The organism is Lysinibacillus sp. FW12 (assembly GCF_050817245.1).
GTDB lineage: Bacteria > Bacillota > Bacilli > Bacillales_A > Planococcaceae > Lysinibacillus > Lysinibacillus irui.
This window is the reverse complement of the sequence record NZ_CP139094.1, coordinates 3,266,127-3,288,501: the sequence shown is the minus strand read 5'-3', so window position 1 is coordinate 3,288,501 and position 22,375 is coordinate 3,266,127. Positions and strand designations below refer to the sequence as shown.

Genomic DNA, 22,375 nt, shown 5'->3' with positions numbered 1-22,375 from the left:
AATAAAACTATAAGAGAAGGAGTTGTTTTTATGACGAGAAAAGGTGTTTTAAGTATATTGTTCCTTATCATCATGCTACTTGGTTATTTACTAGTAAAAGAAACACCCGTGTCACTACGTCAGGAAATTGTCGAATCACCTAACGTAGTGCAAACAATGGGTAGTAATATGCTCAATATCGATTTATACAGTGCTAATGCAATATTAGTGAATTTAGATGAAAATCAAGTGCTACTAGAAAAAAAAGTGAGGAAATGATTTATCCTGCATCCTTGACAAAAATGATGACGGTTTTAGTCGCGATTGAACAGATTTCAAATTTACAAGAAGAAATCGTGTTACAAAAAAATATCTTTAATGATTTATTCGAGGAAAATGCGTCTGTGGCGGGGTTTCTCCCGAATGAGAAGGTAACTTTAGAGGATTTATTATATGGTTCCATGTTACCCTCAGGTGCAGAAGCATCCATTGGTTTAGCTGAATATGTTGCTGGATCAGAAAAGGAGTTCGTAAAACTTATGAACGATAAGGCACAGCAGCTAGGAATGAAAAATACACATTTTATGAATACAACGGGATTGCATCATCCTAAACATTATACGACAGTAAAGGATATGTCTTTACTCTTACAATATGCATTAACCAATCATGAGTTTCGCAATGTTTACACAGCAGAACGATATTCTATTAAGCAAACAAACCTTCACCCCGAAGGCATTACATTTACAAGCCGCATGTTTCAGCATATGACTACATCTGCATTGCCAGGAGGAGAAATTGTAGGTGGTAAGACAGGCTATACAGATGAAGCTGGTTTGTGTTTAGCAAGTCTAGCCGTTGTAAATGGACAAGAATACGTGTTAGTAACAGTAGGGGCAGAAGGAAATCCTCGAACGGAGCAATACAATATCACCGATGCGCTTTCGGTATATAGTCAATTATAGGCTGCATAAAAGTGAGGAAAATACTCCAATGTGATGGAGCTTTTGATCAAAAATGTGGCTCCCACTCCAAGTTGAGGAGAGGGCGCTCATAAAAGGATGGTCCCCGCTCCAAATTTGGGAGTAGCCCGCTCATAAAAGAGAGAACCGCTCAAAGTTCAGGAGAAGCCGCTCATAAAGTGAAGGAAAGCGCTCCAATAAGGTGAGAAGTCGCTCATAAAGTGAAGAAAAGCGCTCCAAAGTGGTGAGTAATCGCTCACAAAGGTAAGGAAAGCGCTCCAAAGTGAAGGGTATCCGCTCATAAAGGTAAGGAAGCGCTCCAATAAGGTGAGAAGTCGCTCAAAAAGTGAAGAAAACCGCTCCAAAGTGGTGAGTAACCGCTCACAAAGGTAAGAAAACCGCTCCAAAGTGAAGGGTATCCGCTCATAAAGGTAAGGAAAGCGTTCCAAGATGGTGAGTACCCGCTCAAAAAGGTAAGAAAACTGCTCCAAGTAAAGGTATCCGCTCATAAAGGTAAGGAAGCGCTCCAATAAGGTGAGAAGTCGCTCAAAAAGTGAAGAAAACCGCTCCAAAGTGGTGAGTAATCGCTCACAAAGGTAAGGAAAGCGCTCCAAAGTGAAAGCTAACCGCTCATAAAAGTGAAGGAAAGCGCTCCAAGATGGTGAGTAACCGCAAAGGTAAGAAAATCGCTCCAAAGTGGTGAGTAATCGCTCACAAAGGTAAGGAAAGCGCTCCAAAGTGAAGGGTATCCGCTCATAAAGGTAGGGAAAGCGCTCCAAAGTGAAAGCTAACCGCTCATAAAGTGAAGGAAAGCGCTCCAAGATGGTGAGTAACCGCTCAAAAAGGTAAGAAAACCGCTCCAAGATGGTGAGTAACCGCTCAAAAAGGTAAGAAAACCGCTCCAAGGAGAGGAGAAGTCGCTCAAAAAGGTAAGAAAACCGCTCCAAGGTGAAGGGTATCCGCTCATAAAGGTAAGGAAAGCGCTCCAAGAAGGTGAGTACCCGCTCAAAAAGGTAAGAAAACCGCTCCAAAGTGGTGAGTAATCGCTCACAAAGGTAAGGAAAGCGCTCCAAAGTGAAAGCAACCGCTCATAAAGTGAAGAAAACCGCTCCAAGGAGAGGAGAAGTCGCTCAAAAAGGTAAGAAAACCGCTCCAAAGTGAAGGGTACCCGCTCATAAAGGTAAGAAAACCGCTCCAAGATGGTGAGTACCCGCTCAAAAAGGTAAGAAAACTGCTCCAAGTAAAGGTATCTGCTCATAAAGGTAAGGAAACCGCTCCAAAGTGAAAGCTAACCGCTCATAAAGTGAAGGAAAGCGTTCCAAGAAGGTGAGTAGCCGCTCCAAGTTGAGGAGAGGTTGCTCATAAAAGGATGACCCCCGCTCGAAAGGTGAGGAGTACTCGCTCAAACAAGAAAGGCAACTGCTCTAAGTGATTGACCCTATGACGAGGGACATCCTATATTAATCAGATACTCTATTAAAGATCAATGTTCATTTTTCTTGAGCATTGATCTTTCTTTTGTGATTGACCTTGTATAGAATGGTGAGATTTATTAATTTATAATGTTTTATTTTGGAAAATTTGGTATGGTTAAGTTATAGGAATAAACAATTATTACATAATCGTCAAGGAGTAATCGTAATGAGGAAAAGGCGAATGTTATTTTTAATTGCACCAATATTGTTAGTAGCCTCTTGTAGTAGTGATGTTGAGGGTGTTCCTACTAATGAGAAAATGTATACTTCATCTATACAAAAAAAGGAAGTTTATGAATTTCAACAGCCTGCAAAGTCCACTATTGCTAGAGGCTTAATCACCAAAAATATGAATAATGCCTTGAATATAAATGAGATAGAAAATGGATTAATGAATTTATCTGTGAAGCATTTTCCAACAGAAAAGTTTTACATGCAGGAAGGTCAATATTTGGATGAAAAAATGATTAGTCAATGGTTAGAAAGAAAAACAGAAGAAGGTATAGGTTTAAACCCTGCCATTGAAAATAGGACGGGTAATGTTTTAGAGGATGAAAAAAAGTATCCTTTGATACTCTCTCATGTTTTAGAACATAATTTTATAAATAAAAAAACTAACAAAATAGAAGGTATGTCGATCGCAATATCTCTTAATGAATTTTATGATATACGAGTAACGGATGACAACGGTTTAATTTACACTGGCCAAGTGAAAGTTGATGAAAATGATGATGATATTCATGATGTGAAAAGGTATGGGAAAGAAGTAGCTGAAAAGATTATTAAAGACCTTAGAAAAAATGAAAAAGTACCTCGTGTTCCCATTTATTTAACTTTATATCAGGAATCTAATATCAATGATATTATTCCAGGCGTATTTTTAGCTGAAACATTTATGACACAAGGGGAAGATACCATAACAAAGTGGTCTGAGGTTGATAAAAAGTATTATTTATTCCCATCAGATGCGTTATATAGTTTAGACCAAAATATGTATAATAAATTATTAAATTTTAAAGAAGAAATACAAGATGGATTTAAACATTTAAACCCGAAAATTATAGGGAAACTTCAATATGAGGATGACCAATTAACTGATATTAAAATCGATGTAAATGTTCCTCTTATTAATGATACAGAATTGGTAGGGCTATTACAGCTGATTAGTACTAAACTAAATTTTGATTACATTCCCATTACAGTTCGAGTTATCGATCAGGGAGCGGATGTGGGCATTGTTCTTTGGGACCCAATTGAAAAAAAAATTTTTGCAACCCCTTTGTGAGTAGTTAATCATTTCAAACATAAAAAATCTAAAGGCTCAGCTACCTATTGTTAATTTCGTAACTTGTATTTACAGCTATGCTCTTTTATGAATTTGGTGCTCGTTAATAGAGTACCTATCTTTTATGGATAAATGGCATGGATGTTAGCGCCAAATTGATAACTATTCCCGGTTATTGTAAAAATGAAAAGACACTTTTTTTATGGGTAGGCATTTAGCTGTTTCTGGGATTAAATGATGAAAAAGGGCAAATTATTCGCTTTGCCCTTTTATTACTAGAAGCTCATTCGGATATTAATAGGATAAAGGTAAGGTGATTCGGGTTGTTCTATTGTTACCCAATCTTCAATATGGATAACAGGTAAGCTAGTTCCCTCATAGGTTGTTTGACTAATTGTACCAACCACTTCAATCCATGTATCTTCTGTGAGAGAGGGAGCCTCAGGAAATTCTGTTAGGAAGCCTACGATACTTGCATCAGCTACACAATGGGTAATAAGAAATCTTGAAATAACGAGTTGCTTTTCTGTAAAGCTTTCTTCTTTTAAAACAAAGCCCTTCAGCTGTATTTTCTTCCCTAAATAGTTGACCAAATTTTGATTAATCTCTTCATAATAAATCGTATAGTCCTTATCAGTCATTTTCAGTATAGGTTTTTGTGAGAGTTGTTGCTTTAATCGCTCATATTGCTTTTTTGTCATCTCCTGTTTTTCCTCCAACAGTCGGGGATCAGCCTCATGTTCATCGTAAATATTTTCATCAATCGTTTCATTTGAAGTGAGGTAATCCTCTATTTTAGATGATTGACTTTGTTGGGTGAGAATAAAGGCACCACCTTTTTTATCAGCAATGGCAGCATCTAAAATTTTAGCTGGTACGAAGAAGCCTGTCAGTATGGGGGTCATGATAATGAGATAGGCTATCCATGAGTAACCATGGTGGTGATGAGAGCAACAAGCTTGTCCAGCATGATCACAGTGATGGGGAGACTTTGAAAAAGATATAACTCTAGTCAATTGAACAAGAAAGAGTACAAAAAATAAAATGGCAGCTGTTTTACTGAGGCTTTCATATTTAGGGTTTATGAATTTTGTTAGTTCCCCGGTCCAATGCAGGCTGGCAATCATAGCTGAAAAGGCGAGTAACATCAAGGCTTTTAACGCTTGTTGAAAGTGAAATTTCATGGCTTTCCCCCTTAGAGATACGCTGAAAGAATCCATATACTAATGTAGACAACTGTAGCCACTAAGGCGATTAACCATAAGACAAATTTAATACGAAATACGCTCATCAACATAATAGTATTTTTTAAATCAATCATAGGGCCAAAAATGAGAAATGCCAGAATGGATGGAGTGGAGAAAATAGCACTAAAGGATGCACCAATAAAGGCATCGGCTTCCGAGCAAAGTGATAAAATGAAGGCTAAGCCCATCATAACTAAAATAGAAGAGGGGACACCTTCTCCAATTTCTACGAGTGTTTTGGTAGATACATATGTTTGTACAAAGGCAGCTAAAAATGCTCCGATAATTAAGTATTTGCCCATATCAAAAAATTCATCAATGGCATGTTTGAACATATTTATTAGCTTTGTGACAAAGGATGGTTGTTGATTAGTTGTTGTCAATGAAATGGGTTGTACAGAGCTCTTAAATTGTGAACCTTTAAAAAACAAGCTAATGAGTAATGCGATAATAATAGCAATGACAAAGCCAACTAGCATCCGAAGGCCAGCTATTTTTAAATCATTTCCAAATGCCATGTAGGTGGAGAGAATAACAATGGGATTAATGAGTGGACCAGTTAACATAAATCCTATAGCAGCATGTATTGGTACGCCTTTGGCAATCAATCTTCTAACAATAGGAACAATCCCACATTCGCAGGCAGGAAATAAGGCTCCTACAAAACAACTCATGACAACAGCCATCAACGTATTGCGAGGAATCCATCTTTGGATATGTTCCTCTTTAATGAAAATTTGAATAAAACCGGCAATCAGTATCCCAATTAAGACAAACGGTAATGCTTCAATTAAAATACTTAAAAATATAGTGTGTAGACTGAGTAAAGAAGAACTTAGATCTTTGAGTGCTGAGAAGTTGAATAAGATTAGTGGTAGCAGACTTACGAATAGAATAAAGAGGAACCAAAAATTCAATACATATCTAGTAATAGGGAGACGTTCCACATATACCTCCTTAAAGTGTAATGATTACGTTTTAATGTAAGGTATGTTTTAGGAGATACAGGTATTACTTCAAATCAGGAAAGAGAAAGTAAAAGTAGGTGGCTACAGTGCTTCACTTTCTCTTTTTTTACATCATTTACGAGAATACTCATTTCTATATTGCTTAGGGGTGATATCCGTAAATTTTTTAAAAACTTTAATAAAATAACTTTGGTCTGTGAAGTTCAGTAATGAGCCGATATCAAGGATTGGATAGTTTGTAAAGGTTAATAGTTTTTTCGCCTCCTCAATTTTTTGTTGCTGAATATATTCGCTTAAGGAAATTCCTACTTCTTTTTTAAATAAAGAAGAAAGATAATTTGGGCTTAAGTGGCAAATGGCTGAAAGTTGATCAAGCGTGATTTCACCATATAGTTGATTTTCGATCGTGTGGATGCAAGTTGTAATGGGTGCTGAATATTTCTGTTTATTTGTCTTTGACACACGACGCGTAAAATCGTAAATAGCTTCCTCCATTAATGAAAGAATGTCGATTAAGCTATTTTGATCCTCAAGCTTTTGTATGTAGAAATCATTTAATGTAAAGGCTGTTTCTTCATTTAAACCACCTTCAATTGCTGCACGACATATAAGGGCAACTCCTGTAATCATCAAGTACTGTACACTTCTTAAATTATTACGTTTGGAAAGTACTCCTAGTTCTGCTTGCTCCATAATGGAATAGTTTAAAACTTCATTTAGATTTTCCATACGTCCATTTTTCACATAGTCTAACAGTATTTTTTCGTAGTAAAGATTTGTATGAACAATAGCATTTCTTCTAGCATGTGAAAGTTCTATCGCAGTATTTTCCTCATGACGAATTAGGGGCTTTAATGCTTTGTTGTGTTGAATAACAGCCGTTTTAGTTAATTTCTTTTGATAGATTGAAAAATAAACAAATAAACTAATAGCTAAACATTGCTGATAATGAAGATGAGGAATCATCTCGTGCTTATGATAAGTAGTTGGATTCACAGCTTCTTCCATTTCTGGTGAAAGGGAAGGGCCAACGACAATGGCTCCTAAATATTGTTCATCGATTTTTAGGTTGATATAGAAAAAATTAAATTCAGCATGAGAGAAAAAAATTGGATAATCATTTGAAGCTCTATGATATGGATATGCTGTTAACTGTTCCTTTAAAGAATGATAGGAAGGATTTTCTTGATAGTCAGCTGATGAATAGTCAAAAATAACTTCTCCTAATGCATTGATATAAGAAACAGGAAGGTGATGGGTTTCATAGATGAGTTGACTTATGTATTGAAGATCAATTGTCGATATTTTCACGTTTCTCCCCCCGTTTATAATAGTAATGAAAGCAATTACAATTTTTATTGTATAGACAATGAGAAAGTTCTATTTTGTGTAGAATAATACAATAAATTAAGGAGAAGTAGCAATAAAATAGATACTGAATTCAAGATGTTAGGGAGGAATAGAAGATGGATCTTTTGAATAAAATTGCAGTTGTAACAGGTGGAGGAAGTGGTATTGGAAGAGCCAGCAGTTTGAAACTTGCTAGCAATGGTGCAAAAGTGGTAGTTGTTGATTTCAACAAGGAAACAGGGGAAGAGACATTAAACTTAATTAAAGAGCAAGGCGGAGAAGGCATTTTCGTTCAGGCTGATGTTTCAAAAAGTGAAGATGTTCAGAAATATGTCAATGCGGCAGTAGATACTTATGGACGTATCGATGTATTTTTCAATAATGCTGGAGTTATTCAAAAAATTTCTCCATTAACAGAGATCGATGATTCAGAATATGATCGTATTATGGCAATCAATGTGAAGGGTGTATTCCTTGGCTTAAAACATGTTTTAAAAGTAATGGAAGGACAAGGTAGCGGCTCTATTATTAATACGGCTTCAACAGCTGGCGTTCGTAGTGAGCATAGTATGGCTGTCTATTCTGCAAGTAAGCATGCAGTAGTAGGTTTAACAAAGTCAGCTTCCTTAGAATATGTAAAAAAAGGCATCCGTATCAATGGTATTTGTCCAGGTGGAGTAGAGACAGCGTTAACAAACAGCGTAACAAATATGTTTGAAACAGGTGGCTATATTCCTGAGGAACTTCCGAATATGAGAATGGGACGCTATGCGAAACCAGAGGAACTTGCTGAAATGGTTGTGTTCCTAGCATCAGATAAAGCAAGCTATATGACAGGCTCAATCGTGCTAGTAGACGGTGGCTTAACTTTATAACATTCAGAAATCCAGTGAAAGTCTTCACTGGATTTCTTTAGGTATTGCCTCTAATGGCTATAATGTAAATTTTTTTAGCTCATTCATCAATGTATCTGTCATTTCTTGAAGGTCGATTATTTTTGTATTAATTTTTTCGAAGGCTAGTAGCTGTTCCTGTGTCGATGCAGATATTTCTTCTGTACCAGCCGCTGTTTCTTCAGTAATGGCTGAAATATTTTCAATAGTACGATTTACTTGTTGGCTCATGTCATTCGTATGACCCATTTCTTTTATAAGATGTTGTAAATCATGATGGATATTTGCAATTTGGGTCGCAATCACTGCGAAAGATTTTTCTGTTTCTTCCATAGATTGTGCTTGCTCATTTGAAAGCTGATAGCCACGTTCAGCCGTAGTTAGTATATGGGTAATGCCATCTTGAATTTGCGTTACCATTGAAGATATTAAAGTCGTTGCATGCTCTGTTTCTGTTGAGAGCTTTTTAACTTCATCTGCGACAATGGCAAACCCTTTACCCGCTTCTCCCGCGCGTGCAGCCTCGATAGCGGCATTTAAGGCAAGTAAATTCGTTTGGCTTGCAATCGTGTGGACAGCATTAGCTGCTCCTTCAATTTCTGAGGTAAATTGGGAAAACTGCGTAACAGCCTCTTTAATATCAAGTGATGTGGTTGAAATATCCTTCACAATAGTAGCTTGCTTTTCTAATGAGTACTGCCCATTATGAACGGCTTCCAATGCCTGTTTACCTTTTGTAGCTGATTGCTCGCTTGTTAGCATGACACCTTTGAATTGATCAGCCATACCATTCATCAGAATTGCAACAGATTGGATGTCCTCTGACATTGTGTAGCTTCCTTTTGCTAATTCATCAGTAGATGTAGCGATTTGGTTACTGCTTTCATGAATATTTTTCATATGGCTCGTAACATCTTGTGTAAATAAATTAACATCCTGTCCGATATGATCAATTGATTGAACTGTACCTTTTAGATTATTCATCATCTGTGAAAAGCTTTCTGTTAATCGATCGATTTCGTTTCGACTGTTTGGGTGATAGGAAAGGGTAGCGGTATCAATCGTTAGATCCCCTGTAGCTGCGGCCTGTGCACATTCTACAATTTGATTAATCGGTTTGGTAATTCTTTTCGCAGCCAAATAGGAGTAAATAATTGTTGCGATAATTAATAACACACTACCTATGATTGTCGAATTTGTAATGAATCCTATTTTTTGCTTTGTGACTTGTATCATCTCCTGATACCATTCGTTCGTTTCTTTTTTCAGCAAATACATATCATTTAAAATACCTTTGATTCTGATGGACTGCTTTTTAATTTCAGAACGGTTGTTTTCTTGAAAGCCGCTTTCTGTAGCTTGTTCTAGATCTTTAAATTTACTAGCTATTTTCTCGATGATTGCTTGATGCTCTGGTATTTTTGAGAGAGCGGCTAATTCGTCTACATTACTTTTTGTTTCTTGTAATATAGCAAGTGCTTCGTTTTTATTGGCTTCACTTTCTAAATAGGTGTAATTATTTAATGATTGGCTGGCAACCACCAGACTTTGTTCAAGTTCCTTTACTACAAGTAAAAGTTCAGTGTCATCCTGTGCTGTTGTTTGAATCGTAAATGTTTGCATGATAATGAAACCAATCATAGCCATTGCCAGTACGATTGGGATCAGTGTATTCATAAATAATTTTTTACGTAATGTCACTGGCCATCCCTCTTTTCTGCATTTACTTTTATCGTACCTGCAACAATGGCTTCTCTTGCTTTTTCAATGGCAGCTTGTTGCTCGGTTGTCAGTTGAATAACGCGAATATCGGCTAGTCCCACGCCTTGATCGGCGAGACCTAAGGCAAACGATTTTTCCGTTATTTTTCCGTCTTCTACTAATGTCTTCGCAAGTTGATAGACGGCAAGGTCAACATTTTTTAGCATGGATGTAACCACCGTTTTTTCAGCAACAAAAAATTGATCAATATCAACACCGGCTGCATAAATGCCTTTTTCTTCGGCCTTTTTAATTGCCCCAAAGCCAGTAAAACCAGCGGCATGGTAAATAAAATCAACGTTATTTTTAATATATTGATCAGCTATTGCTGCGCCTGCCTGAGTATCATCAAAAGTACCAGCATATTTACTCAAAATTTCAATAGTAGGTTTTACGTAACGAGCTCCCTCAATAAATCCATTTTCAAAGTGATGGATAACAGGAGCATCTGCCCCACCAATAAAGCCTATTTTTCCTGTTTTGCTTGTCATAGCTGCCACCATACCAACTAAAAAGCTACCTTCCTGTTCTTTAAAGGTAATGGAAATTATGTTGTCGACCTCGGATTGTCCATCAATCAGTATAAATTGCTGCTCTGGAAATTGTTTTGCTGTCTTTTCTAGCGCTTCTTGTACTGAAAAACCTAGGCCGATGATGATATCGTATTTTTCAGCAACAAGCTCGTTCAGCTTTTCCTCGTAATTACCATCAGGTGCCTCTTTGTAATCAAATAAAATGCCAAGCTCATCTCGGGCCTTTTCTAGCCCCTTAAAAGCAGAATCATTAAATGACTCATCACCAAGTCCTGCATCTGAAAGTAAAATACCTATTTTATATTCCTCAGTTGATGATTCTGTCTGAGCTGTCGAGCAACCTGCTGCTAACAGAGCAATCAAAAGAAAAATAACCATTAATTTTTTCAAATTGTGTACCTCCTGTTGTTTATAGAGTATATATCGGCAAAATGTGAAGTTTTTTAGTCTGATGTCAGACATCGAGAAAAAATAAATATTAGTTTTCTGCTATATATCCATACTAAGTGACACATATAAAGGAGGATTACAAATAAAGTAATCGTTTTATTAAAGTTTCCGCAGCAAAAAGCCTACCGCTAATAGCGCTAGGCATTCATAATGTAATTTTTATGAAAATTGATAAGACTTTCCATGCCAGAATTGCTTGGTGATGAATTCCTGGTGGCATGCAATGAGCCGCGCGATGCCACTAGAAAAGAACGCTGGCATAACCAAAATCAACTCCACGTCAATCGTTCTTTATTAACAAAATGAAAGCTAATTACATCAGCTTTAAACCGCTCCAAATAATTTTAATAAATTAATAATAATAATACCGATAACACCGAAGTCTGAATCGCCAAAGGTTGTTCCTTCATAGCCAATGTCTCCCATAAAGATAAGAAGGATAGCTGGGATAAAACTAATTAATAAACCGTTAGCAAAAGCTCCTGCCATGGCACCAATTCTGCCGCCTGTGGCATTACCAAAGACGCCTGCTGCAGCACCTGTGAAGAAATGCGGAACAAGCCCTGGAACAATAACCTTTAGTCCGATGAAGGGGAGGATAAACATAGAAACCACCCCTGCTAAAAAACTAAAGATGAAACCAATGATGACGGCATTCGGTGCAAAGGGGAAGATGGTTGGGCAATCTAGTGCTGGCTTTGTATTTGGTACGAGTTTATCAGCAATTCCTTTAAAGGCTGGAATAATTTCTGCAATTAACATCCGAACGCCTGCTAAAATAATATAGACGCCTGCAGCAAATGTAATCGCTTGCATAATCGCGAAAATAATAAAGTTAGACCCATTAGACAATTGTGCCTCGATATAAGAAGGTCCTGCGAAAAGGGCAACAATGACAAAGAATATAGCCATTGTTAAAGAAATAGCGACAGAAGTATCACGTAAAAAGCCAAGTGATTTTGGTACTTGTATGTCCTCTGTTGTTCTCGCTTTATTACCAACTAACTTGCCGATTTTGGCAGAAACATAATAGCCAACACTGCCAAAATGACCGACGGCAAAATCGTCACTACCAGTGATTTGTCGGACTGTTGGTTGTAAAATAGCAGGGAACACGACCATACAAAGACCGAGGATAATAGATCCGACAATAATAAGTGGTATACCACTCATCCCACCTACAGACAATGAAGCAGCGATTAAACAAGCCATAAATAATGTATGATGCCCAGTTAAAAAGATATATTTTAATGGCGTAAATCGCGCTAATAATAGGTTCATAATCATTCCGAATACCATAATCAGTGCAGTAGCTGTACCAAAATTAGTCTGAGCAGCTGCCACAATGGCTTCATTGTTAGGAATGACCCCCTGTACTTGAAAGGCATGGTCGAACATTTTACTAAAATGATCTAAAGAGCCAATTAGGACAGTTGCTCCTGCACCAAGGATGACAAAGCCCATTATGGTTTTTAAAGTACCTGAAAGAACTGTAGAACTTGATTTCTTTTGAATCAGTAAACCAATCAATGCGAATAGGCCGACTAATATAGCTGGTGTTCCTAAAATGTCATACATGATAACATCTAACATATTCAACACCTCATCCTATCCAATTTTTTAAGTGCCTAAAGAAATGGTTCTAGCTTTTCTTTAATTTCCGCAATGCTCATCATATTAACGATGCTCACAATGATTCCTTTGTCTTTTGCTAGTTCATTTACAATGTCGGCGGCGCCTAAATAAATATCTGCTGTCTCCGCCTTTGCGGATGCTAAATCCGTATGTGATACCTCAGCTTCTTTCCCTAATGCCTCTAATGCTTTTTTGACATTTAACTCTAAAATAAAACTACTGCCTAAGCCGCTCCCACATACAACTAAAATTTTCATTCTGTTGACTCCTTTGTTGTATATTGTTTGATTTTCTCCCATAGCGTGTCTTGATGCTGACAGGCAATAAGGTCGTCAATCTGGTCAGGATTTTGTAATACTACTATCAAATCTGCCAAGGCTTGTAAATGTGACATATTATCGATGGCCGCTAACACAAAAATTAAGTAAACAGGCTGATTGGGACTGAAAAATACAGGCTTTTCTAAGCATAGCAAACTCATTCCTTGTTCATAAACGCCATCAGTTGGTCGCGCATGTGGAATGGCCACTTTCGGTGTGATAACGACGTAGGGACCATATTGCTCAATGGATTGAATCATAGCTTCGATGTAACGTTGTTCAATCTTGTTGTACTGTAATAATGGGCTTGCCGCTAAATGAATGGCTTCCTGCCACGAATGGACAAAATTTGCAAGCTGTATACAATCCTTTGTCAACAGCTTGGTTAGCAAGGACAACCCTCCTTTCTAAAAGAATAAAATGTCCCCATTTCATGTTATTACGGCTACCTGTGGAATTATGTCATGACGGAAGACTTTTTTTAATTGTTGTGCAACTTCATCAATCGACTGTTTGACAAATTTATCAATCGTGTGATCTAAGCGTGTTTTAGGATAAATAAATTGAATTTTTCTCTTAAGTGTCACATCATGTAAATCCTTTTTTACTAGTAATCCGGATTTTAATTCTTCCTCTATTAAAGCAACAGATAAAAAAGCCACATTTTTTTCAAAGGTCAGCATCTTTTTAATCGTGCTTACAGAATCCAATTCAATCGTATACATAGAGGGCTGAAAAGGATTCATCCATTTTTCAATAAAGTGATTCGTGGAGCTAGAGGACGTGTGCAATAATAGTTTGTTTTTAAGAACATCTTCTTTTGTGATGTTCTTTTTTGTTGCTAGCTCGTGTGTAGGACTGCATGCCAAAACGAGTGCATCTTCACCAATAGTCTCGTAATGAAGTAAAGGATTTTCCTGTTTAGTTTCCATAATAAGTCCGTAATCTAACTCTTGCAGTGCAACTTTTTCTTCAATTTCAGGTGCTGTTTTTACTTCCAATGAAATGCGAATCTCTGGATAAGCTGTTGAAACTTGATGGATTAAATCTGGCATGAAAATATGCGCAGGCAATCCACTTGCCCCAAGTCGCAATGAGCCAATATGTCCTGCCAAAAGGGTTTCGACAAAACGATTCATATCCTTTTGGAGTTGAACGATTTGACGGGCATAATGATAAACACCCTCGCCAGCCTCTGTTAAACGATATCCTCCTGCATTTGTTCGAAACAAGCGAATGCCGTATTCCTCTTCAATAGAGCGGATATGAAAGGACACTGTAGGGGCTGTAATGCCAAGTTCTTTGGCAACAGGGGCTAATTTTTTTAATTCTACGAGTAAGCAAAATGCCTGTAATTTACTATTATTCATTTTATCCTCCTAAAGCAAATTAGAAAAAATCTTGCATTTACTTTAGTTTATTAGATTTATTTTAACGAGTTATTAATAGTAGATTAATATTTTCTAAATATCTGGAATTTATAGTTGTACATAACGAGGAGGATATGTATGAAAATCTCATTAACCAATATCGAGAAAAAATATGGGCAATCCCAAGCATTATGGCCTATCGATGTGGAGTTAGATCAACAATTCATTACCATTCTTGGACAATCAGGCTGTGGTAAAACAACTTTACTAAAATTGCTTGCAGGCCTTGAACAACCAACGAAAGGGGAAATTCGATTTGATGACACCGTAATTTATTCTTCGGAATCTCGCAAAAATGTCAAACCGAATAAACGCAATATTGCCATGGTTTTTCAGGATTTTGCACTGTGGCCACATATGACCATCTATCAAAATATTGCCTTTGGCTTAAAGGGGATTGTTCCTAAGTCAGACATTCCGGCTCGAGTGGAGCATGTCATGCAAATGGTTAAAATGCAAGGCTATGAGCTACGGAAGCCTGGTGAATTATCGGGCGGCCAACAGCAACGGGTAGCATTAGCGAGGGCTTTAGCAACCAATCCTAAATTGATTTTATTTGATGAGCCACTGTCAGCTCTTGATGCTGTCCTCAGAGAGCAAATGCAAGACGAAATCATGCATCTTATTCATGAGCTTGATTGCCAGGCTATTTTTGTCACACACGATCAAACAGAGGCCATGACCATGTCTGATCAAATTATTGTCATGGAGGCAGGGAGGATTGCTCAAATCGGCTCACCAGAGGAAATTTATCGAGCACCAGCAACACCGTACGTAGCAGATTTTATTGGCAAAGTGAATTGGCTACAAAATGGACATTCCATTGTACGTCCTGAATGCGTTTCGAGTATCCAACGTCCAGGGACGATAGCGAAGCAAGCGGAGATTATGAAAAGTACGTTTGTGGGTGACCGTTATTTAGTGCAAGCACAGGTGGAAGGAAAGCCATGGAGTTTTTATGAAAATCATCCCTTAGAGCAGGGAAAACGACTACAAGTATTTATTGATGAAAAACAAATCTATCAATTGGAGGGTTTACATTGAAAAAACGACGTTTTAAGTTATGGGCAACTGCTGGGATTTTATTGACATTAGCATTAGCAGGTTGTGGTAATAAAGAGGCAAAAGATGTGAAAGAAGCAAGTGCAAAGACACCGGAGGAGAAAGTACTGACGGTATATTCTGCTGGTCCAGATGGTTTAGCTGCAAATATTCAAGAAGCTTTTGAAGAAAAAACAGGGATCAAGGTTGAAATGTTTCAAGGAACTACTGGTAAAATTCTTTCTCGTTTAGAGGCAGAAAAAAATAATCCTGCAGCAGATGTTGTGGTGCTTGCGTCCGTTGCCTCAATGGATGGCTTAAAGGCAACAGATCAATTGCAAAGCTATCAAGATGCTGCCAACAAAGACAACATCAACAAGGACTGGTCTGATGGAGAGGGCTATTTCTATGGCTATAGTGCTTCAGCTTTAGGTATTGCGTATAATACGAAAAATACAACACAAATACCTGAAGATTGGTCCGATTTAGCAAAAGCCGACTGGCAAAACAAAATCAATATCCCCGATCCTAGCTTGTCTGGTTCTGCTGTTGATTTCTTATTCGGCTATACGGAAGCAGATAACAAGGCTTGGAGCACGATTGATACGTGGAAGAAAAATGGCTTACAAGTCAATGGTGCAAATAAAGAAGCATTAGATGCTGTTATTACGGGTGAGAAAAATGCCACGATTGCAGGCGTAGATTATATGGCGTATAAAGCAAAAGCGGACGGTGAGCCGGTAGAGATTATCTACCCGAAAAGTGGGACGGTAGTTAGTCCTCGTGCTGTTGGTATTTTAAAGGAAGCTAAACATGTAGAAGCTGCAAAGGCCTATGTTGATTTTTTACTGTCAGATGAAGGCCAAAAACTTGTAGCTGATGCTTATTTATTACCTGGAAATAAAGAGATTGCTGTTAAAAATCGCGCCGCATTAGATGAAATTCCACAGCTACATGTCGATTGGATTGGTGCAGAAGCTAAGCAGCTGGAAGTATTAACAAAGTTTACTGATTTATTTCGTTAAATAGTTAAATAGGGGGGCTATACCTCCTTTTCAGTTTTCTATAGAAGGGTTGTAGTAGTCATGATTATGGAAGGAAGACGAGCTTTTGGATTTTTAATGGCACTTGTCACCGTTTTTGCTGTCGCTCCATTACTGGCAATATTATTTTATACCTTTGCAAAAGAGGGGCAATTCGATGTTTCTCAGTTTGGCCGAATGTTCGAGCATGAAAGATTATGGAAGACACTTGCCAATTCAGTAGGACTAGGGCTGTTCGTTATCATCGGGACAACGGTTATCGCTTTTCCTATGGCGTTTATCCGAACGAAAACAAGTTTATATCAATATGATTGGCTTGATATTGTGTTAACAATTCCATTTATGACACCGCCTTATATTGGTTCGATGGGCTGGATATTGTTTATGCAAGAAAACGGATTTCTTCAGCAACTAGTTCCAAGTGCGGCTTGGATGACGGACTCTTTCTTTTCTTTATTTGGCATGGTCATGATTATGAGCCTCCATCTCTTTCCGTTTTTGTATTTAATGTTAAAAAATACATTGCTTCGAATGAATGGCTCGTTTTTAGATGCGGCACTTATTTTTGGAAGAAGTTCTTGGCGGAATTGGCTAACAGTTGTTTTACCACTTGTACTTTCAAGCTATGTTTTAGGCAGTCTACTCATTTTTATCAAAACGCTTGCTGAATTTGGAACTCCTGCCACATTTGGTAGTCGTATTGGATTTCAAGTATTTACAACCGAAATTCACACGTATCTATCGAGATGGCCAGTCGATATTAGCATGGCGACCTCTCTCTCTTTATTTTTACTATCCGTTTGCTTAATCATTTGGTATTTCCAAAATCTTATTGGACGTCGTTATACGTATGGTGTACTTTCTGGAAAAACACCTGCTAAACGTGAAATCAAAGACAAGTGGTATATAAGAGCAAGCTCATGGATATTTGTAGGCATGGTCCTATTGCTGTCTATTGGTATACCTTATTTTTCTATTATCGTTACCTCTTTGCAAAAAGTAAGAGGAGATGGTTTACAAGCCGGAAATTTCAGCTTCGCTTCTTACCAGGAGGTATTTACAGGAGGAAGTGCAGGCTTAACGGCATTTATAAATAGCATTACTTTTTCAATTATGACAGCTATTATCACAGCCATTGTTGGATTATTAATTGCTCTTTATATTAAAAAAGGAGAAACCAAAAAACAACAGGTTTTAGATTTTTTTAGTTTAATGCCTAATATTATTCCAGGGATTGTTTTTGTTGTAGGGCTAATTATGTTTTGGAATGCTCCATGGCTGCCAGCAACCATTTATAACACGAAAGCAATGGTTGTTGTCACATATTGTGTTCTATTCCTACCCTACTCGGTACAGTATATTAAATCTTCGTTTTCCCAATTAGATGCTTCTATTTTTCAATCAGCCTCTATTTTTGGGCGTAGTAATTGGCATGTGTATCGTCGCATCATTCTTCCGTTATTAATGCAAGGGATTCTGACAGGAATGATGATGACCTTTATTATTTCAATGCGAGAGCTAGTAGCAGGTCTCCTCATTTTGCCGCCTTCTGTCGAGACAGGTGCCACATTTATCTATAGTCAATTTGAGCAAGGGAATGTAGGAGTAGGGATGGCGGTTGCTGTCATCACAGTCATTATGACAGTAATTTTTATGTTTCTATTAGATTGGCTGCAAAGACGAGGGGGTCAGGCCAATGCTTAATATTGACATTTTAGGTGGCGTTGGGGAGTATGGGCGCAATTGCTTTTATATTGAAAACCGAGGACAGGCCATATTATTGGATTGTGGCATTATGAAAAATGCTGAAAAAACGCCACCAAATTTAGCGCCTGCCCATATAAAAAAGCTACAAGCTGTCTTTATTTCTCACTCGCATATTGATCATGTAGGCGCATTGCCATTACTAAAAAAGATGGGGTATTCAGGACAAGTACTGATGAGCCACAGGACCGCACAGCAGCTTCAACAGCCTATACCAAATCTTCATACTTTCCATCCAGATTCCATAGGAAAATGGATTAAGGTTAATGACTGTATTGCCTTCCAATGGGGCTATAGCGGACATTTAATCGGAAGTGTGTGGTTCAAAATTCAATTTTTTGATGAAGTACTTTTTTTCTCAGGCGATTATGTAGCCGATTCTTATTTGTTAAAAGCAACCCTACCAGAGGAGGACGGGACCGTTTATGATGTAGCGTTTATTGATAGCGGCCATATAGAAAAATGTATTGATAATCTGGAAGTGTTACAGCAACTTGCTGCTTTCATTAAGGCTCAACAAAATCACGCTTTTATTTTTCCCTCCTCGTTTTCTGGCAAAACAGTTGATATGATCAGCTATCTTTCTGAACATACTTCGCGAGCTATCCATGTAGATACTAAATTACAAAATTTATTGGAGCAATATGATGAAGACCCTGACAACCTGTGGCCAAGCAAGAAGGTGTTGCCATTACGTCATCAGCACCTAGCGGACAGTGATCATATGCTTTATTTCGTTATGGAGCAGAATGACGCTCGGTTAGAGGAACTTGTAAAGAAGTATCCAACGGCCATTGTCATCCAAACTGGTTATGCTCATTCCTCGCTTAAGAGAAAAGATTTGAATCGTCCTGTAACGGAGTTTTTTTATAAAACGCATCCTGACTATCGAGATCTTATGAAGCTGTCGCAATGTATTCATGCGCGAAAAACTATCTATTTTCACAGTACTCATACAAATTTAGCAACAACATTAAAAAGGGAGGAAATCAATTATGGTTAACTTGAAAAAATGGGCTGTATATATGTGTGTGATGGGTTTGACAATTATCAGTATTATGGGTGTAAGCACAACAAAGGTGAAAGCAGCAATTGAGCCAGGACATGAAATTAAATTCAATGTCAAATCAGAGCTTTTCACAGAATCATCCAATATTCTAGAGGTTTTTCAGGCGGTTAAGAAGGATGATGTGAAGATTTACTTTTATGATACGCCTGATCAATCCTTTCTCCAAAACGATTATATTCACCGCTTGCGTGTATACAAAGGAAGCAATAAGATGGATATTACCTATAAAAAGCGCTTTTTGAATACACCATTGAGCAAAGCAATTGCAGAGACAGAAAGTCATGGTTTCACTGGTTCTGAATCCAATTACAAGTTTGAATTAGATATAAAGGGAAATCATCGTACGTTTACCATTAGTCGTAAAGAATCTTTAAAAACATCCTCGAATGTTTCTTACGATGAGGTAGATACGAGTACTGCAAAAAAACTGATTGTTGATAATTCACCAAAGAAAATTCTAAATTGGGATTCTGATGCTTGGTATAAAAATACTTTATCTCAAGCCGTTGTGTACGGTCCTGCTAATGCTACTACTTATAAAGGAAGCTTTTTTGGACAGGATGCAGATATTGAGGTGTGGCAGTATAAAGGAGACATTATGGTTGAGCTTTCTACAAAAGTAGATCATGAGGCTCAGGCAGCCGTAATTGAAAAGCAATGGTATGAGCAGCTACTATCAGCTGGCTATTTAAGTGAAGACCAACGAGGAAAAACAGCTTTTGTCATGGATAAATAGGATATAATATATTCGCAATATTTCGAAACAGTGAGAAAGCTTTTATGTCCTCGTTGATAGAAATGTTGCGAATTTTTTCTTAGTGAGCGGAGATGTTAAAAAAGTAGGTCCTTGTTTGTTCTAACTTTGGTAATTTCGCTTACACTTACTATAGGACAATCTTTGGGTGATATGAGGGGGAAATGACATAGCAAAAAAAATGGGCATTGTTACGCTGCTTCTATTCGGTGTTTACGTGCTTTGTATGTACTGGTATATATTCCATAGTGGTGGAGGGAAAATACCTAGTGCTTTACAAGGAACGGTTGCAGATCCAGTGATGTTTATGTCTGGCAAGGAACTTTTTTTGAGTGGTGAATATTCAAAAATACGGAACTTTTTATTCTTTGTAGCGACACCTTTGGAGTGGCTTGTTTACTTTATGATTTTATTGCTGGGCGTCTCGCGGTATTTTGAGAAGGTGTCTACATCTCAATCGAAATGGAAGCTATTACAAAATGCAGGCTACTTATTCCTATTGTCTTTATTAGTCTATGTAGTTTTATTCCCACTTAACTATTATCGCTACTATCTTAGTAAAAGCTATGGGATTAGTACTCAAGCCTTTGGATCGTGGATGAAGGATGGAGTCATCGATTTTTGGATCAACTTTGGAATGAGCCTGATTATCGTTACCGTTATTTATTGGCTTATTAAAAAAAGCGAAAAAAGATGGTGGCTCTATGCATGGCTATTAACTATCCCATTTACAATTTTTGTAATGTTCATCCAGCCAGTAGTCATCGATCCTTTGTACAATGATTTTTATCCGCTAAAAAATAAAGAGCTAGAAACGAAGATATTGTCACTTGCTACGCAGGTAAATATCCCGGCAGAGCATGTTTATGAGGTGAATATGGCGGAAAAGACCAATTCCTTAAATGCTTATGTGACAGGGATCGGTAGCAATTCGAGAATTGTGTTATGGGATACCACCTTAAATAGACTTACGGACAATGAAATTTTATTTATCATGGCGCATGAAATGGGACATTATGTAGAAAAGCATATATATTTTGGAATCGCAGGCTATCTTCTGCTTACCTTAATAGGGTTGTGGATAACGGCGAAACTTATGCGGCGTCTAGTTGCACGATATGGACAGGTTTTGAAAATTAATAAAGTGAGTAGTATCTGCTCGTATCCATTATTTTTACTCATCACCTCCATTTTATTATTTGCTTCCAATCCAATGTCAAATTTCGTGTCAAGATATCAGGAAACACGAGCAGACCAATATGCGATTAACCTCATGAATGATCGTGAAGCGGCAGTAACAGCATTTCAAAAGCTAACGATTTCAGGCTTAAGTGAAGTCAATCCACCACTATTGGTGAAATGGTTCCGTTATACCCATCCACCAATGCTAGAGCGTATTTATAAGGTTGCTGATACAAGCGTTCACAAGGAGAATGGCCCTTTGAAGGAAGAACAAAAGAAAAAGTAAGGTCGTTAGGTTTTTCATTTAATGAAGTTGGGTAGTCTAAGAGAAAGTTCTATCAAAAATCGGTCGATTATAGGGGACATCATTATGCGTAATGTGATTATAATTACACTTTCTTCCATCGTAGTGGCCTTTGCTTATAATTTTTTGTTAATTCCTCATGAAATTCTCAGTGGTGGATTGAGCGGGATTGCCATCATGCTTGGGATTGTGACACCTTTAAATACAGGAGTGTTAAATTTACTCCTTAACTTGCCCTTGCTAATTATAGGTGTAATGAAGCTTGGCAAACGTTTTATTAGCTATACAATTCTTTCTGTGGCTGTTTTGTCAGTAAGTTTATATATTATTCCGGTTTACAAAGCTACACAAGAGCCAATCCTTGCATCGTTATTTGGTGGTGTCATTGTGGGTCTTGCAATGGGGCTAATTTTCCGTGCTGCAGGTTCCTCAGGGGGCTTTGATATTATTGCGATGCTTCTGAGCCGTAAACGAGATTTTCCTCTAGGTACTTTACTTGCCGCAATGAATGGTATTGTAGTGGCTGTTTCTGGTTTTGTCTTTAGTTGGGATGCTGCATTATTAACGCTTGTTTCTATTTATGCTACTGGAAAAGTGGTTGATACGATTCATACTAGCCATATTAAATTAACACTAATGATTATTACGAATAAAGGTGAGGAAGTTAAACAGCAGTTATTAGAAAAACTTCATCGAGGCGTAACCATTATTGATGCCAAGGGAGCCTACTCTGGCGAAGGTCGGAAAGTGTTGATCACTGTAATTACGCGTTATCAACTTGCTGATGTGAAAAGCACAATCAAGGAAACCGATCCTAAGTCATTTGTCAATATTCTACAGACGACAGAAGTAATAGGGATGTTTGATCGAGGTACAAGTAAATAACGCTATTTTCTACACACGTTTTCGATTATACTGACTATAATCGAA

The 22,375-nt window shown here is 37.7% G+C and carries 21 protein-coding genes; 11 read left to right on the top strand and 10 right to left on the bottom strand.

The genetic code is table 11. The features are described from left to right. Positions 1 to 30 precede the first annotated feature (30 nt). Together SJW71_RS17105 and SJW71_RS17100 are read left to right on the top strand one after the other, a co-directional pair. A complete protein-coding gene (locus tag SJW71_RS17105) occupies positions 31 to 258 on the top strand; it encodes a hypothetical protein (RefSeq protein ID WP_431811255.1) in 228 nt (75 codons plus the stop codon). Then, the gene (locus tag SJW71_RS17100; RefSeq protein ID WP_431811254.1) at positions 255 to 944 is read left to right on the top strand and encodes a D-alanyl-D-alanine carboxypeptidase family protein; all 690 of its coding nucleotides are present in this window, start codon (positions 255 to 257) and stop codon (positions 942 to 944) included. Before SJW71_RS17105 ends, SJW71_RS17100 begins: the two co-directional genes overlap by 4 nt. A gap of 155 nt (positions 945 to 1,099) precedes the next feature. Here SJW71_RS17100 and SJW71_RS17095 read toward each other — a convergent pair whose 3' ends face one another. Next, on the bottom strand, positions 1,100 to 2,014 hold the full coding sequence (locus SJW71_RS17095; protein WP_431811253.1) for a hypothetical protein: 915 nt from the start codon (positions 2,012 to 2,014) through the stop codon (positions 1,100 to 1,102). Positions 2,015 to 2,597: 583 nt separating this feature from the next. On the opposite strand from SJW71_RS17095, the gene SJW71_RS17090 reads away from it, so the two are divergent. Beyond that, entirely contained in the window at positions 2,598 to 3,701 is a 1,104-nt protein-coding gene (locus SJW71_RS17090) for a CamS family sex pheromone protein (protein ID WP_431811252.1), read from the top strand. A gap of 275 nt (positions 3,702 to 3,976) precedes the next feature. Here SJW71_RS17090 and SJW71_RS17085 read toward each other — a convergent pair whose 3' ends face one another. The 3 genes from SJW71_RS17085 to SJW71_RS17075 form a co-directional block, all read right to left on the bottom strand. Next, positions 3,977 to 4,885, bottom strand: a complete 909-nt coding sequence (locus SJW71_RS17085; protein WP_274796287.1) for a TIGR03943 family putative permease subunit — start codon at positions 4,883 to 4,885, stop codon at positions 3,977 to 3,979. Between the two features lie 11 nt (positions 4,886 to 4,896). Then, the gene (locus tag SJW71_RS17080; RefSeq protein WP_431811251.1) at positions 4,897 to 5,895 is read right to left on the bottom strand and encodes a permease; all 999 of its coding nucleotides are present in this window, start codon (positions 5,893 to 5,895) and stop codon (positions 4,897 to 4,899) included. 132 nt (positions 5,896 to 6,027) lie between these two features. Then, positions 6,028 to 7,227 (bottom strand): AraC family transcriptional regulator, encoded by a 1,200-nt coding sequence (locus SJW71_RS17075; RefSeq protein WP_431811250.1) that lies wholly within the window; start codon positions 7,225 to 7,227, stop codon positions 6,028 to 6,030. 155 nt (positions 7,228 to 7,382) lie between these two features. Here SJW71_RS17075 and SJW71_RS17070 point away from each other — a divergent pair, with 155 nt between their 5' ends. After that, the gene (locus SJW71_RS17070; protein WP_274796290.1) at positions 7,383 to 8,141 is read left to right on the top strand and encodes an SDR family NAD(P)-dependent oxidoreductase; all 759 of its coding nucleotides are present in this window, start codon (positions 7,383 to 7,385) and stop codon (positions 8,139 to 8,141) included. Between the two features lie 57 nt (positions 8,142 to 8,198). Here SJW71_RS17070 and SJW71_RS17065 read toward each other — a convergent pair whose 3' ends face one another. The 6 genes from SJW71_RS17065 to SJW71_RS17040 form a co-directional block, all read right to left on the bottom strand. Next, positions 8,199 to 9,860, bottom strand: a complete 1,662-nt coding sequence (locus tag SJW71_RS17065; protein WP_431811249.1) for a methyl-accepting chemotaxis protein — start codon at positions 9,858 to 9,860, stop codon at positions 8,199 to 8,201. Further along, complete coding sequence (locus tag SJW71_RS17060) at positions 9,857 to 10,843, bottom strand: BMP family lipoprotein (RefSeq protein WP_431811248.1); 987 nt, start codon at positions 10,841 to 10,843, stop codon at positions 9,857 to 9,859. Before SJW71_RS17060 ends, SJW71_RS17065 begins: the two co-directional genes overlap by 4 nt. 384 nt (positions 10,844 to 11,227) lie before the next feature. Further along, on the bottom strand, positions 11,228 to 12,496 hold the full coding sequence (locus SJW71_RS17055) for a PTS ascorbate transporter subunit IIC (protein ID WP_274796295.1): 1,269 nt from the start codon (positions 12,494 to 12,496) through the stop codon (positions 11,228 to 11,230). A gap of 35 nt (positions 12,497 to 12,531) precedes the next feature. Beyond that, positions 12,532 to 12,795, bottom strand: a complete 264-nt coding sequence (locus SJW71_RS17050; protein ID WP_274796296.1) for a PTS sugar transporter subunit IIB — start codon at positions 12,793 to 12,795, stop codon at positions 12,532 to 12,534. Then, entirely contained in the window at positions 12,792 to 13,250 is a 459-nt protein-coding gene (locus SJW71_RS17045) for a PTS sugar transporter subunit IIA (RefSeq protein ID WP_274796297.1), read from the bottom strand. The genes SJW71_RS17050 and SJW71_RS17045 overlap by 4 nt, the downstream gene beginning before the upstream one ends. Before the next feature lie 39 nt (positions 13,251 to 13,289). After that, the gene (locus SJW71_RS17040; RefSeq protein ID WP_431811247.1) at positions 13,290 to 14,228 is read right to left on the bottom strand and encodes a LysR family transcriptional regulator; all 939 of its coding nucleotides are present in this window, start codon (positions 14,226 to 14,228) and stop codon (positions 13,290 to 13,292) included. 138 nt (positions 14,229 to 14,366) lie between these two features. On the opposite strand from SJW71_RS17040, the gene SJW71_RS17035 reads away from it, so the two are divergent. From SJW71_RS17035 to SJW71_RS17005, 7 genes are all read left to right on the top strand, one after another. Continuing rightward, positions 14,367 to 15,332, top strand: a complete 966-nt coding sequence (locus SJW71_RS17035; protein WP_429979446.1) for an ABC transporter ATP-binding protein — start codon at positions 14,367 to 14,369, stop codon at positions 15,330 to 15,332. Beyond that, entirely contained in the window at positions 15,329 to 16,354 is a 1,026-nt protein-coding gene (locus tag SJW71_RS17030) for an ABC transporter substrate-binding protein (protein WP_312505700.1), read from the top strand. The genes SJW71_RS17035 and SJW71_RS17030 overlap by 4 nt, the downstream gene beginning before the upstream one ends. A 60-nt stretch (positions 16,355 to 16,414) precedes the next feature. Then, the gene (locus tag SJW71_RS17025; RefSeq protein ID WP_274796301.1) at positions 16,415 to 18,076 is read left to right on the top strand and encodes an ABC transporter permease; all 1,662 of its coding nucleotides are present in this window, start codon (positions 16,415 to 16,417) and stop codon (positions 18,074 to 18,076) included. Further along, entirely contained in the window at positions 18,069 to 19,139 is a 1,071-nt protein-coding gene (locus SJW71_RS17020) for an MBL fold metallo-hydrolase (protein WP_431811246.1), read from the top strand. The genes SJW71_RS17025 and SJW71_RS17020 overlap by 8 nt, the downstream gene beginning before the upstream one ends. After that, a complete protein-coding gene (locus tag SJW71_RS17015) occupies positions 19,132 to 19,941 on the top strand; it encodes a hypothetical protein (RefSeq protein ID WP_313470686.1) in 810 nt (269 codons plus the stop codon). The genes SJW71_RS17020 and SJW71_RS17015 overlap by 8 nt, the downstream gene beginning before the upstream one ends. Before the next feature lie 187 nt (positions 19,942 to 20,128). Beyond that, a complete protein-coding gene (locus tag SJW71_RS17010; protein ID WP_431812220.1) occupies positions 20,129 to 21,427 on the top strand; it encodes a M48 family metallopeptidase in 1,299 nt (432 codons plus the stop codon). A gap of 84 nt (positions 21,428 to 21,511) precedes the next feature. Then, a complete protein-coding gene (locus tag SJW71_RS17005; RefSeq protein ID WP_312505696.1) occupies positions 21,512 to 22,330 on the top strand; it encodes a YitT family protein in 819 nt (272 codons plus the stop codon). The last annotated feature ends 45 nt before the right edge of the window (positions 22,331 to 22,375 follow it).

Bases quoted from the DNA above. Each gene is read 5' to 3' on its own strand.
- SJW71_RS17100 (WP_431811254.1), top strand. From the start codon at position 255: ATGATTTATCCTGCATCCTTGACAAAAATGATGACGGTTTTAGTCGCG.
- SJW71_RS17085 (WP_274796287.1), bottom strand. From the start codon at position 4,885: ATGAAATTTCACTTTCAACAAGCGTTAAAAGCCTTGATGTTACTCGCC.
- SJW71_RS17105 (WP_431811255.1), top strand. From the start codon at position 31: ATGACGAGAAAAGGTGTTTTAAGTATATTGTTCCTTATCATCATGCTA.
- SJW71_RS17005 (WP_312505696.1), top strand. From the start codon at position 21,512: ATGCGTAATGTGATTATAATTACACTTTCTTCCATCGTAGTGGCCTTT.
- SJW71_RS17055 (WP_274796295.1), bottom strand. From the start codon at position 12,496: ATGTTAGATGTTATCATGTATGACATTTTAGGAACACCAGCTATATTA.
- SJW71_RS17015 (WP_313470686.1), top strand. From the start codon at position 19,132: ATGGTTAACTTGAAAAAATGGGCTGTATATATGTGTGTGATGGGTTTG.
- SJW71_RS17050 (WP_274796296.1), bottom strand. From the start codon at position 12,795: ATGAAAATTTTAGTTGTATGTGGGAGCGGCTTAGGCAGTAGTTTTATT.
- SJW71_RS17070 (WP_274796290.1), top strand. From the start codon at position 7,383: ATGGATCTTTTGAATAAAATTGCAGTTGTAACAGGTGGAGGAAGTGGT.
- SJW71_RS17025 (WP_274796301.1), top strand. From the start codon at position 16,415: ATGATTATGGAAGGAAGACGAGCTTTTGGATTTTTAATGGCACTTGTC.
- SJW71_RS17090 (WP_431811252.1), top strand. From the start codon at position 2,598: ATGTTATTTTTAATTGCACCAATATTGTTAGTAGCCTCTTGTAGTAGT.
- SJW71_RS17040 (WP_431811247.1), bottom strand. From the start codon at position 14,228: ATGAATAATAGTAAATTACAGGCATTTTGCTTACTCGTAGAATTAAAA.
- SJW71_RS17035 (WP_429979446.1), top strand. From the start codon at position 14,367: ATGAAAATCTCATTAACCAATATCGAGAAAAAATATGGGCAATCCCAA.
- SJW71_RS17020 (WP_431811246.1), top strand. From the start codon at position 18,069: ATGCTTAATATTGACATTTTAGGTGGCGTTGGGGAGTATGGGCGCAAT.